The 12,366-nt window shown below is 69.9% G+C and carries 14 protein-coding genes; 3 read left to right on the plus strand and 11 right to left on the minus strand.

All coding sequences use genetic code 11. The features are described 5' to 3' along the window. Positions 1–24: 24 nt before the first annotated feature. The 9 genes from AS96_RS06590 to AS96_RS06630 all read right to left on the minus strand — a co-directional run bounded on the left by AS96_RS06590 (position 25) and on the right by AS96_RS06630 (position 9,462). The gene (locus AS96_RS06590) at positions 25–597 is read right to left on the minus strand and encodes a CinA family protein (protein WP_036287237.1); all 573 of its coding nucleotides are present in this window, start codon (positions 595–597) and stop codon (positions 25–27) included. Continuing rightward, entirely contained in the window at positions 594–1,184 is a 591-nt protein-coding gene (gene pgsA / locus AS96_RS06595) for a CDP-diacylglycerol--glycerol-3-phosphate 3-phosphatidyltransferase (RefSeq protein ID WP_036287240.1), read from the minus strand. The genes AS96_RS06590 and pgsA overlap by 4 nt, the downstream gene beginning before the upstream one ends. 49 nt (positions 1,185–1,233) lie before the next feature. Continuing rightward, on the minus strand, positions 1,234–3,927 hold the full coding sequence (locus AS96_RS06600; RefSeq protein WP_036287243.1) for an FtsK/SpoIIIE family DNA translocase: 2,694 nt from the start codon (positions 3,925–3,927) through the stop codon (positions 1,234–1,236). A gap of 82 nt (positions 3,928–4,009) precedes the next feature. Continuing rightward, on the minus strand, positions 4,010–4,504 hold the full coding sequence (locus AS96_RS06605; RefSeq protein WP_036287245.1) for a GNAT family N-acetyltransferase: 495 nt from the start codon (positions 4,502–4,504) through the stop codon (positions 4,010–4,012). A gap of 31 nt (positions 4,505–4,535) precedes the next feature. Then, on the minus strand, positions 4,536–6,212 hold the full coding sequence (locus AS96_RS06610) for a ribonuclease J (protein WP_016463251.1): 1,677 nt from the start codon (positions 6,210–6,212) through the stop codon (positions 4,536–4,538). Between the two features lie 47 nt (positions 6,213–6,259). Next, the gene (dapA, locus tag AS96_RS06615; protein ID WP_036287248.1) at positions 6,260–7,237 is read right to left on the minus strand and encodes a 4-hydroxy-tetrahydrodipicolinate synthase; all 978 of its coding nucleotides are present in this window, start codon (positions 7,235–7,237) and stop codon (positions 6,260–6,262) included. Between the two features lie 88 nt (positions 7,238–7,325). Further along, complete coding sequence (locus AS96_RS06620; RefSeq protein ID WP_036287251.1) at positions 7,326–8,090, minus strand: SDR family NAD(P)-dependent oxidoreductase; 765 nt, start codon at positions 8,088–8,090, stop codon at positions 7,326–7,328. Between the two features lie 65 nt (positions 8,091–8,155). Further along, positions 8,156–8,653: a dihydrofolate reductase gene (locus AS96_RS06625; protein ID WP_036287254.1), complete on the minus strand. Its 498-nt coding sequence runs from the start codon at positions 8,651–8,653 to the stop codon at positions 8,156–8,158. Next, entirely contained in the window at positions 8,650–9,462 is an 813-nt protein-coding gene (locus AS96_RS06630) for a thymidylate synthase (protein WP_036287257.1), read from the minus strand. Before AS96_RS06630 ends, AS96_RS06625 begins: the two co-directional genes overlap by 4 nt. A gap of 96 nt (positions 9,463–9,558) precedes the next feature. On the opposite strand from AS96_RS06630, the gene AS96_RS06635 reads away from it, so the two are divergent. From AS96_RS06635 to AS96_RS06645, 3 genes are all read left to right on the plus strand, one after another. After that, the gene (locus AS96_RS06635; protein WP_036287260.1) at positions 9,559–9,996 is read left to right on the plus strand and encodes a TlpA family protein disulfide reductase; all 438 of its coding nucleotides are present in this window, start codon (positions 9,559–9,561) and stop codon (positions 9,994–9,996) included. Between the two features lie 107 nt (positions 9,997–10,103). Continuing rightward, entirely contained in the window at positions 10,104–10,529 is a 426-nt protein-coding gene (locus AS96_RS06640; protein ID WP_036287263.1) for an OsmC family peroxiredoxin, read from the plus strand. Beyond that, positions 10,522–11,445, plus strand: a complete 924-nt coding sequence (locus AS96_RS06645; protein ID WP_036287266.1) for a TIGR01777 family oxidoreductase — start codon at positions 10,522–10,524, stop codon at positions 11,443–11,445. Before AS96_RS06640 ends, AS96_RS06645 begins: the two co-directional genes overlap by 8 nt. On the opposite strand, the gene AS96_RS06650 is transcribed toward AS96_RS06645, so the two are convergent. Both AS96_RS06650 and AS96_RS06655 read right to left on the minus strand, forming a co-directional pair. Beyond that, complete coding sequence (locus AS96_RS06650) at positions 11,446–11,895, minus strand: hypothetical protein (RefSeq protein ID WP_036287269.1); 450 nt, start codon at positions 11,893–11,895, stop codon at positions 11,446–11,448. Beyond that, positions 11,892–12,366, minus strand: a 475-nt coding sequence (locus AS96_RS06655; RefSeq protein ID WP_036287272.1) for a dihydrodipicolinate reductase C-terminal domain-containing protein, incomplete at its 5' end; no start/stop codon positions are given. The genes AS96_RS06650 and AS96_RS06655, both read right to left, overlap by 4 nt.

Raw genomic sequence — 12,366 nt, forward strand, 5'->3', positions numbered from 1 at the left:
GTATTCCCCGCGTCATCTGAGGGCTCAGAGCGTGTCCAGCACCAGCCGGACGGCGCGCGCCGCCGTCTCGGTGCGGATGGCGGCGCGGTCGCCGTCGATCAGCACGGACTCGACCCGTGAGCCCAGCGGAGTGGCGACGGCGATATGCACCGTGCCGACGGGCTGGCCGTCCGGTGACAGCGGGCCCGCGATGCCGGTCGTCGCCACGCCCACGTCGGCGGGCACGCCGTCACGTCCGAGCGCGCGGCGCACGCCCTCCGCCATCTGGCTGGCGACCCGGGGATGCACCGGCCCGTGCGCGTCGAGCAGATGCTGTTCGACGCCCAGCAGGCTCGCCTTCACGTCCGTCGCGTAGGCGACGATCCCGCCGCGGAAGACGCGCGAGGCCCCCGATACGGAGACGATGGAGGCGGCAAGCAGTCCCCCGGTCAACGACTCGGCCGCCGCGATGCTCCAGCCGAGGTCGGCGAGTCGGGCGACGAGGCGCTCCGGCTCGCTACTGCGACGACCCGCGGAGACCAGGGTGCTCTCGAGGTCGTCTCCCTCGGCATCCGGATGTTCGTCGTGCGCGCCCCCACGCCGGGACGAGGCGCTCATCGACGCGTGCCCGTCACGGTGCCGCCGCGGGCGGCTCGGGCTCCACGGATTTCGGTGACCACGTAGTCGACGCCGCTCGCCACCGTGAGGACCACCGCGATCCACATCGCCGCGGTGTTCACGACGTGGACCCACTCACCGACCACGTTCCACAGCGGCAGCAGCGCGAGGGAGAGCGCGACCGCCTGCGCGACGGTCTTCAGCTTGCCCATCCACGCCGCCGCGACCACGTGACTGCTCGCGACGATGAGGCGATGCACTGTGATGCCGACCTCGCGGACGAGAACAACGATCGTGACGGCCCAGGGGAGCTCGCCCAGGAGGGAGAGCCCGACGAAGGCACAGCCGGTCAGAGCCTTGTCTGCGATCGGGTCGAGGAGCTTGCCGAGGTCGGTGACGATCTCGTACGTGCGCGCCAGGTAGCCGTCGATGCCGTCCGTCGCGATCGCGACGATGAACAGCACACCTGCCCACCACCGCAGCGGGCCGTCGCCGCCCTGATCGGCCAGGAGCATCCAGAGGAAGACCGGCGCGCACAGGATGCGGACGATCGTGATCGCGTTGGGGAGCTGCCGGGGAATCGCCACGAGGCGAGCCTACTCGGGGCCGGTGGTCCGCACGGGCCCCGAGGCGAGCTCAGTCGCGGCCGGTGAGGCTCCACGCGTCTTCGGACCCGTCGTCGCCATCGACCACCGGAAGCCCGTCGAACTGGGCACCGACCGCATCCGGCCCGTACGGGTCGCTCGCCGGCGCCGCGTGGGTAGCCGGGGGGTCGTCGCCGCGCAGGCGGGCGAGCACCTCGGGCAGCTGATCCGGCGTGACGAGCACGTCGCGAGCCTTCGACCCCTCCGAGGGGCCGACGATCTCTCGCGACTCCAGCAGATCCATGAGACGACCGGCCTTCGCGAAGCCGACGCGGAGCTTGCGCTGCAGCATCGAGGTCGAGCCGAATTGCGTCGAGATGATCTGCTCGGCCGCCGCCAGCAGCAACTCGAGGTCGTCGCCGATGTCGGCGTCGATCTCCTTCTTCTCGGCGACCGCGGCGACATCGGCGCGGTACTCCGGCCGAGCCTGGTTCTTGACGTGCGTGACGACCTTCTCGATCTCGCTCTCCGCCACCCACGCGCCCTGCACGCGGATCGCCTTCGACGCCCCCATCGGCAGGAACAGGCCGTCGCCCTGGCCGATGAGTCGGTCGGCACCGGGCTGGTCGAGGATGACGCGCGAATCGGTGACGCTCGTGACGGCGAACGCCAGGCGCGAGGGCACGTTCGCCTTGATCAGACCCGTGACCACGTCGACGGAGGGCCGCTGCGTGGCGAGGACGAGGTGGATGCCGCTCGCGCGGGCGAGCTGGGTGATCCGCACGATCGAGTCCTCGACATCGCGCGGGGCGACCATCATCAGGTCGGCGAGCTCGTCCACCACCACGAGCAGATAGGGGTAGGGCTTGAGCACCCGCTCACTGCCGACGGGAAGGTTGATCTCCCCCGCGACGACCGCGCGGTTGAAGTCGTCGATGTGACGGAAGCCGAACGACGCGAGGTCGTCGTACCGCATGTCCATCTCCTTCACGACCCACTGCAGCGCCTCCGCGGCCTTCTTCGGGTTCGTGATGATGGGCGTGATCAGGTGCGGGACGCCGGCATAGCTCGTGAGCTCGACGCGCTTGGGGTCGATGAGCACCATGCGCACCTCGGAGGGCTTGGCGCGCATCAGCAGGCTCGTGATCATCGAGTTCACGAAACTCGACTTGCCCGAGCCGGTGGAACCGGCCACGAGCAGGTGGGGCATCTTGGCCAGGTTCGCGACGACGTAGCCGCCGCCGACGTCCTTGCCGACGCCGATCGTCATCGGATGCGTCTGACTGGTCGCCGCCTGCGAGCGCAGCACGTCGCCCAGGGTGACGATCTCACGGTCGGTGTTGGGAATCTCGACACCGATGGCGCTCTTGCCGGGGATGGGCGCAAGGATGCGCACCTCGTTCGACGCGACGGCGTACGCGATGTTGTTGGTGAGCGCGGTGATGCGCTCGACCTTGACGCCGGGGCCGAGTGAGATCTCGTACTGGGTCACCGTCGGCCCGCGCGAGAAGCCCGTGACGCGCGCATCGACACCGAACTGCTCGAAGACGCCTCTGATGGCCGCGACCACGCGGTCGTTCGCCTCCGATCGCGCCTTCGGCGGGTCGCCCTGCGCCAGTGCGGCCACCGACGGAAGGCGATACGGCGCCTGCGGCGGCTGACCGTCGTGGTCGTCCCCCAGGGCGGAGATACCCGGGAGGATCCCGTCGTCGAGGATGATCTCGCCGCTGTCCTCGCGGATGCCGGTGTCGGCGCGACGCGCGGCCTTCTTGGCGTGGGCGATCACGGCCGGATCGATGATCTCGGTCGGCGCCTCCGGAAGCGGCGGGACCGGCGGAACAGCGGCCGGCATCGCGACGGCCTGCTCGAAGCCGCCGTCGCCGCTGGTGTCCAACAGCGCCGTCAGGTCGTCCGAGCCGAGGTGGCCGTCGACATCCTCCTCACGGCCGGACTTGTTGCGGCGCCACCACGGCAGGTCCTTCTCCACGGCATCGTCCGTCTCGCCGAAGGCGACCGTGGGTGCGTCGGCCGCGGGCGCGTCGGGGCGCTCGGCGCCGAACATCCACGCGTACAGGTCTCCGAGACGGCGGCCGATGCGGTTGGGCGGGGTCTTGGTGAGGATGAGAATGCTCAGCAGTGTCAGCGCACCCAGGAGGATGTAGGCACCGATCGGCGTGAGCAGCGACAGCGGCTCGCCGATGGTCCACCCGAACAGACCGCCCGCGGCGCTGAGCGCCGGCATGCCCTGCGACGGCTGCGGCCGACCGCCCGCAACATGGCAGAAGCCGGCGATCGAGAGCACGAACAGTCCGAAGCCGATGCCGATGCGCCCGTTGTCGTGGATGGACGGCGGGTGCCGGAACAGCCAACCCGCCAGCACCAGCAGGAGCACGGGCATGATGAAGGCGACGCGGCCGACGAACAGCCCCACGGTGTAGGCGCTGATCTGCGTCGCGGCGTCGTTGCCGATGAAGAACCATTCGTTGACGGCGCCGAGCGCGGCCAGCACGACGAGCAGGAACGGGAAGCCGTCGCGGCGCTGGTCCTTCTCGAGCGTCTCGAGGCCGAAGGCGCGGAACATGCCGCCGACGCCGTGCGCGACGCCGAGCCAGGCGCGGACGGCGACCGGCGGGCGGTCGGTGTCGTCGACGTACTTCGTGGGAGCCGGTGCGGGCTTGCGGGCACGGGTCGATGAGCCCTTCGCGGACGCGCGGGCGTTCGTGGGCGTGCTCGTGGATCGTGCCATTACTCCACGGTAGGCGCAGGGACGCCCGGATCCGCGGATTGACGCGGCCCGAGACGGGCCCGGCATCCGCGGCGCCGCCGCGTCAGCGCAATCGCTTGACCATGGTGTCGCGACCGTGACCGGCCTGGGTGAGCGCGAAGCCCTCGCTGCGATAGAGCGTCTGGGCGTAGTTGCCCCGTTCCACCGATAGACTGATGCGGCCGTAGCCCTCGGCCCGCGCATGCTCGCACAGTCGCTGGAGCAGGGCGCGTCCGACGCCGTGCGCGCGCCAGAGCGGCCTCACACCGATGATGAGCTCCGGCACGCCCGTGCCGATGTACCCGAAGCCGGGGTCGCTGCGCGGCAGCATCCGATACCACGCCGCGCCGACCGGGCTGTCCTGCGCGTCGATCGCGACGAAGCCGGCGTCGCCGGGACGCATCCACCCCGAGATGTAGCGGTTGTGGTCAGGATGCGTCAGCACCTCGTGCCGCGGGCGCGCGCCCCCCTGCCGCCAGTTCGCCGCTTCGACGACCATGTCGCCCAGGAACGCCCCATCGGCCTGTGTCGCGGGGCGCACACGAAAGCTGACGGGCATGGAGCCGATCGTAGCGCTGCGCCGCGACCGCTCAGGCTTCGATGACGAGGGGGACGATCATCGGGCGACGACGCAGCCGCTGGTTCACCCACCGACCGATCGTGCGGCGCACGACCTGCGACAGCGCGTGGGTGTCGCGGACGCCCGATTGAGCCGCCTCCGTGAGGGCCGCGGCGATCTTGGGCTTGACGTCGTCGAACACCTTGTCGTCCTCCGCGAAACCACGCGCGTGGATCTCGGGGCCGGTGATGATCCGCCCCGTCGCGGCATCGACGACGACGATCACCGAGATGAAGCCCTCCTCGCCGAGGATCCGGCGATCCTTGAGGTCGGCGTCGGTGATCTCACCCACGGTCGATCCGTCGACGTAGACGAAGCCGAGATCGAGCTGGCCGACGACGCGGGCAACGCCGTCCTTGAGGTCGACGACGGTGCCGTTCTCGGCGATGATCGTGTTCTCCGCGGGGATGCCGGTGTCCTGCGCGAGCTTCGCGTTCGCGATGAGGTGACGGTACTCGCCGTGCACCGGCATGACGTTGCGCGGCTGGAGGATGTTGTAGCAGTACAGCAGCTCGCCCGCCGCCGCGTGACCCGACACGTGCACCTTGGCGTTGCCCTTGTGCACCACGTTGGCTCCGAGCTTGGTGAGGCCGTCGATCACGCGGTAGACCGCGTTCTCGTTGCCCGGGATCAGGCTCGAGGCGAGGATGACCGTGTCACCCGGCCCGGGCTCGATCGCGTGGTCAAGGTTCGCCATGCGGCTGAGCACGGCCATCGGCTCGCCCTGCGACCCGGTCGACATGTAGACGATCTTGTCGTCGGGAAGATCCTGCGCCTTCTTGTAGTCGATCAGCACGCCGTCGGGAACGCGCAGATAGCCGAGATCCTCGGCGATCGTCATGTTGCGCACCATCGAGCGCCCGAGGAACGCGAGACGGCGCCCGTTCGCCGCGGCCGCGTCGATGACCTGCTGCACGCGGTGGACGTGGCTGGAGAAGCTCGCCACGATGACGCGCCGGGGAGCCTTGGCGATCACCTGGTCGAGCACCGGACCGATGTCCCGCTCGAGGGGGGTGAAGCCGGGCACGTCGGCGTTCGTGGAGTCGACCAGGAAGAGATCCACGCCGTCCTCGCCGAGGCTCGCGAACGCGCGGAGGTCCGTGAGGCGGCCGTCCAGGGGCAGCTGATCCATCTTGAAGTCGCCGGTGGCCAGCACCGTACCGGCGTCGGTGTGGATCGCGACAGCGAGTGCGTCGGGGATCGAGTGGTTGACGGCGACGAACTCGAGGTCGAACGGACCGACCTGCTCTTCCTGCCCTTCCTGCACGGTCAGCGTGTAGGCCTTGATGCGGTGTTCCTTGAGCTTCGCTTCGACGAGCGCGAGGGTGAGCTTCGAACCGATGAGGGGAATGTCGCTCTTCAACCGCAGCAGGTAGGGCACCGCGCCGATGTGGTCCTCGTGGCCGTGCGTGAGCACGACGCCCACGACGTCGTCGAGCCGGTCCTTGATCGGCTCGAAGTCGGGGAGGATGAGGTCGACACCGGGCTGGTGCTCCTCGGGGAAGAGCACACCGCAGTCGACGACGAGGAGCTTGCCCTCGTATTCGAAGACCGTCATGTTGCGACCGATCTCGCCCAGCCCGCCGAGCGGGATGACGCGAAGGGTCTGCGGGGCGAGCGCGGGGGGCTCGGAGAACGTCGTGGGCATCGTCTGCCTTTCGTGGATGCCGCGGCATCCACCGGTATCGCGGTCGCTCAGCGGGTGGTGCCGTGGACCTTGGGGAGCGCGCCGCCGGCGGCGGCGTTGCGGTCGGGTCGGAAGTTGGAGAAGTCGGCCCCGTCGACGCCCTTGACGAGTGCGAGCTCGTCCTCGATGAGGGCGGCCTCCCACTCTTCGGGGCCGACGAGCGGCAGACGCACGCGCGGGCTGGAGATGCGGCCCAGGCCGTGCAGGATGTACTTCGCGCTCACCGTGCCGGGCACATGGGTCATGACGGCGCGGACGAGCGGTTCGAGCTGCTGGTGCGCGGCGGTGGCGGTGGCCAGGTCGCCGCGGTTCACGGCATCCACGATGACGCGGTAGGGCGTCGCCGTGATGTTCGCCGTCACGCCGATCAGGCCCGACGCGCCGATCGACAGATGCGGCAGGACGTTCGCATCGTCACCGGAGAAGTACATCAGGTCGGTCTGGTTGAGCACCCGGCTGACCTCGCTGAAGTCGCCCTTCGCGTCCTTGACCGCAAGGATGTTCGGGTGGTTGGCGAGCCGCAGGATCGTCTCGTACTTGATCGGCACGCCGGTGCGACCGGGGATGTCGTAGAGGATGACGGGAAGGTCGGTGGCGTCGGCGACCAGACGGAAGTGCGTCAGGATGCCGGCCTGCGTCGGCTTGTTGTAGTACGGCGTGACGATCATGATGCCGTCGGCGCCGGCCTTCTCGCTGGCCTTGTAGAGCTCGATCGCGTGGGCGGTCTCGTTCGAGCCGCCGCCGGTGATGATCTTCGCCCGGCCGGCGGAGACGGACTTTCCGACCTCGACGAGCTTCAGCTTCTCGGGATCAGTGAGGGTGCTCGTCTCGCCGGTGGTGCCGGTGACGACGATGCCGTCGGCTCCGGCGGTGATGACGTCGTCGATGTGCTTCTCGACGGCGGGCCAGTCGACTTCACCGTCGGCCGTCATCGGAGTGACGAGCGCGACGAGGACCTGTCCGAAGGGATTGCCCGAGTGCGTCATGCCTCCAGGCTACCGGCTCGCGGCGACCCCGTCGGAGCAGACCACGGGCGCGTCATCCCCGACCTCCGTCACCGTCCGGTGCGACCCGTCACCGTCCGGTGCGGGCCAGACGGGCGGCCAGGGGGCTCGGCAGCAGACGCATCGCCGCCACGAGCAGCTTGTAGCGCACCGAGGGGATCGAGACGGCCTTGCCCCGCGCAGCGTCGCGCAGCCCTTCGCGGACGACGTCCGCGGCGTCGAGCCACATCACCGACGGGATGCCTTCCCGCCCCGGCGGCAGTCCCAGTCGCTCGTGGAAGTTCGTGTGCGTGAAGCCGGGGCAGAGCGCCGTCCCGCTGACGCCGCGCGGCGCGTAGACCACGTTGGCCCACCGGCTGAAGGAGATCACCCACGCCTTGACCGCGCCGTACGTTCCGCGAGGCATGAATCCCGCGACCGAGGCGACGTTGACGATGCGCCCGTGTCCCCGCTCGAGCATGGCGCCCAGCGCGGCGTGCGTCAGGTGCATCGTCGCGCGCACGTGCAGATCGAGATGACGCTGCTCGTCGGTGATGTCGCCCGCCGCGAAGTCGAGATCGAGTCCGAATCCGGCGTTGTTGACCAGGATGCCGATCGGCCGATCGCGGTCGGCGACGCGGGCGACGACCGCGGCCAGACCGTCATCGGCGACGAGGTCCGCCGCCAGCACCTCGACCTGAACACGGTAGTCGGCGCCCAGGCGCTCGGCGACGTCCCGGAGTGCGGCACGGTCACGAGCGACCAGGACGAGGTCGGCTCCGCGGGCCGCGAGCTGACGGGCGAACTCCGCGCCGAGGCCCGAACTGGCACCCGTCACCAACGCTGTCCTGCTCATCGCACGCTCCCTCTTGTCGTCGCGGCTGGTCGCTCCTGGTCGCTGCTGCTCGCCGTGCGAACCGCTCAGGGTCGGATCAGCGTCAGGAACCGGTAGGGGATGCCTGTGCGCGAGACCGACCATCCGTCCTTCGGGTCCACCCGCGCCACGCTCCAGCCGTGCCGCTCGGGGGCGAACGTGTCACCGTCGACCTCGAGATCGAGCTCGGTGACCTCCAGCACGTCGGCGCGCGCGATCGCCTCGGCGAACAGCCCCGCTCCCCCGATGACCCAGGCCGATTCTTCCCCGTGCACGAGCTCCAGCGCCTGATCGAGCGAGACGGCCCGCTCGGCGCCGTCGTCCTGCCAGGAGTCGTTGCGCGTGACGACGATGTTCCGGCGACCCGGAAGGGGCCGGAACCGGGGCGGGAAGGACTCCCACGTCCGGCGCCCCATGATGACCGGATCCCCCATCGTCGCCGCGCGGAAGTGCGCGAGGTCTTCCGGCACATGCCACGGCATTGCGCCGTCCTTGCCGATGACGCCGCCGCGCGCCTCGGCCCAGATCAGGCCGAGTCGGGTCATACCGCGACCGCGGCCCGGATCGTGGGGTGGTGCTGATAGCCCTCCACGACGATGTCCTCGTACGTGTAGTCGAAGATCGACTCGGGCGTCCGTGCGAACGAGAGGCGGGGATACGGATACGGCTCCCGCGTGAGCTGCTCGCGGACCTGCTCGAGGTGGTTGTCGTAGATGTGGCAATCACCGCCGGTCCACACGAAATCGCCGGGCTCGAGCCCCGTCTGCTGGGCGATCATCATCGTCAGCAGCGCGTAGGACGCGATGTTGAACGGCACACCGAGAAACATGTCGGCGCTGCGCTGATACAGCTGGCACGACAGCTTGCCGTCCGCGACGTAGAACTGGAACAACGCGTGGCAGGGAGCGAGTGCCATCTGCGGGATGTCGGCGGGATTCCACGCCGACACGATGAGCCGGCGCGAGTCGGGGTTGGCGTGGATCTGGTCGATGATCTGTGAGATCTGATCGATCTGCTCGCCGGACGGCGTCGGCCACGAGCGCCACTGCACTCCGTAGACCGGCCCGAGCTCGCCGTCGGCATCCGCCCATTCGTCCCAGATGGTCACACCGTGCTGCTGGAGCCACGAGACGTTCGACTCACCTCGCAGGAACCAGAGCAGTTCATAGGCGATCGACTTCATGTGCACGCGCTTTGTCGTGATGAGCGGGAAGCCCTGCGACAGGTCGAAACGGATCTGGCGTCCGAACACACTCGTCGTGCCGGTGCCGGTGCGATCGTCCTTGTGCACGCCGCCGGCGAGCACCTCGCGGAGGAGGTCTTCGTACGGGGTGGGGATGGATGCCGCGCTCACGCCAGCAACCCTACCCTCGCCCGCCGACGCCGGGACTGTTACGCACGGCCCGTCATCGGAGCCGGTGCACCTCCGGAGGCGGTATCGTGGCAGACCGTGAACATCGTCGATGCCGTGCTCGTGCTGACCGCACTGCTCGCCGTGACCCTCGCCGTCGGACTGCTCCTGCGGTGGACGCAGAATCGTCCCCGCCGCGCCTCGACCGATGAAGTCGTGGAACCGCGACGCCTCGGAGCCGACGCCCTCGGCGAGCGGGCCACCCTGCTGCAGTTCAGCACGCAGATGTGCGCGCGCTGCCCCGGCGTGCACCGCGTGCTGGGATCGATCGCCGACACCCACGACGGCGTGATGCACCTGGACGTCGATCTCACCGACCGTCCCGACATCGCGAAGCACTTCCACGTGCTCCAGACGCCGACGACGTTGATCCTCGACCGCGACGGGGTCATCCAGACCCGTTTCGGCGGCACCCCCAGCCGCAGCGCGATCGAGCTGGAGCTCGGGCGCGTCACCGCCACCCCCGCCACCGTCTGAGGGGCCGCTCCTGCCGCCAGCCCGACCGGTTCCGTGGGGGCACGGGCCCGTCTAGGCTCGGATGCACACCGCCGCCACGCGGCCCGCATCCGACACGAGGAGCACACATGAGCGTCACGAGCGAAGCGTCCACGAGCTGGAAGGGCTCCCTCACCGACGGGTCCGGCGAGATCGCCCTGGAGAGTTCGAACCAGGGTCCGTTCGCCGTCGACTGGAAGGCCCGCAGCGAAGGCTCCTCATCGGTCACGACGCCGGAGGAGCTACTCGCCGCGGCGCACTCCTCGTGCTTCAGCATGGCCCTCTCGCACGCGCTCGCCGGCAACGGAACGCCCCCGGAGAGCATCGAGACCACGGCATCCGTCACCTTCATCCCGGGCACCGGCATCACCGGCTCGCACTTGAACGTCAACGCGGTGGTCCCGGGACTGTCGGTCGAGGACTTCGCCCGCATCGCGGGCGAGGCGAAGACGGGCTGCCCCGTCTCGGCCGCCCTGGCCGGCATCGAGATCACGCTCGAGGCGACGCTTGCCTGAGAACGACCCATCGCGCGCAGAGGGGCGCGTCGTCGTCGCGGGAGCCTCCGGTCTCATCGGCCGCGCTCTCGTGGCGAGCCTGCGCGCCGACGGCGTCGCCGTGACGCGCCTCGTGCGCCGCGTGAGCGCCGCGCCCGACGAGATCTCCTGGGATCCGGCCACCCAGCCGCTGCCCGCGGCCGCACTCGAAGGCGCGCGAGCCGTCGTCGGGCTCAATGGCGCAACGCTCGGGCACTTTCCGTGGACGCGACGGTACAAGCACGATCTCGTGTGGTCGCGGATCGCGCCGACCCAGGCATTGGCGGCAGCCGTGCGCGCCCTCGGCGATGATGCCCCGCACTTCGTGTCGTCGTCCGCGGTCGGCTACTACCCATCGGCGGCGGGAGTCACCTTCACGGAGTCGTCGCCCCGCGGAGACTCCTTCCTCGCAGACCTCTGCGGCGAGTGGGAGACGGCCGCGACGCGCGGCGCCGGGGATCGTGCCCGCGTGTCCCTGCTGCGGACCGCGCCGGTCGTGCACGCCGACGGAGTTCTCAAGCCCCTTCTGCTGCTGACCAAACTCGGCCTGTCGGGCCCCATCGGGCGCGGAACCCAGGTCTGGCCGCTGATCTCTCTCGACGACGAGGTCCGCGCCATCCGCCACGTCATCGACAACGGCCTCGTCGGCCCGGTCAACCTCGCAGGACCCGAGCGCACGACCGCCAACGATCTCGGGTTCGCTCTCGCGAGGCGGATGAATCGCCCTTACCTCCTGCGCGTACCGGAGTGGGCGCTGAAGCTGGTCCTCGGGCGTGACGCGGCAGAGGGACTGCTCACGTGCGACATGAATGTGGTTCCCGAAGCGCTCACGGCATCCGGCTTCGTCTTCTCGCACCCGACGGTCGAGGATGCCGTGGCCGCCGCGGTGCCGGCGTGATCAGCGCGTCGTCGGCTTCTTCTCGAGCGTGATCGCCCGCCGAATGGCTTCGCGGGCGCGGCGTCGATCACCGGCGCTGTCGTAGGCCAGCCCCAGCCGGAACCAGGCGCGCCAATCGGTCGGGTGCGCCTCGACGTCGTGCCGATAGTGCGGGAACACGGCGTCGGCCTGCGCACGGTCGGGACGGCCGCTCACACGGACATCCAGCTCCTCGGTCGGCAGCGCACCCTCGGCCTCCAGACGCCGTGCGAGTCGCTCGGCACTGCGCCCGAATGAGAGCTCTCGCCAGAGCGCCCACCCGGCGATGACGGGCAGGACGAGCAGCGCCACCCCCATCGCGACGCCGATGATCTGCCCCGAGGTCAGCAACAGCCACGCGCGCTGTGCGACGAGAACGATGTAGAGGACGAGCAGCGCCGCCATGACGGCGACACCGGCGCGGGCCTTCATGCCCCGGTGACGCGGGCGACCTGGCCCGGAGCGGCGCCCTCGTCGATGACCTCGCTCGCCGACGCGGCGGCGCGCGGCGCACCGAGTCCCAGATCGATGAGCGCGTCGAGGCCGATCGTGACCCCGCGCGCGTCGCGCGCGGCTGCGAGGGCGACGCGGATGCCGGGCGCGTACGCGCGCGCCGGCTCGATCGTGTCGTGGACGATGGTCAGCGACTCCCCCGGCCCCGACAGGATCGTCTCCTGCTTCGCGATGACGCCCGGCCGGCGCAACGAATGGATGGGAACACTCGCGACCTGCTGGCCGCGCGCCCGCTGATCGACATGCGGCGATTCCACCGGGCCGACCCCGACGCGGGCGTCGGCGATGAGTTCGGCGGTGCGCACCGCCGTGCCACTCGGCGAGTCGACTTTCGTCTCGCGATGCGTCTCGACGATCTCGATCGAGGGGAACAGAGGTGCCGCCGCCGCC

Source organism: Microbacterium sp. MRS-1, assembly GCF_000585455.1.
Taxonomy (GTDB): domain Bacteria; phylum Actinomycetota; class Actinomycetes; order Actinomycetales; family Microbacteriaceae; genus Microbacterium; species Microbacterium laevaniformans.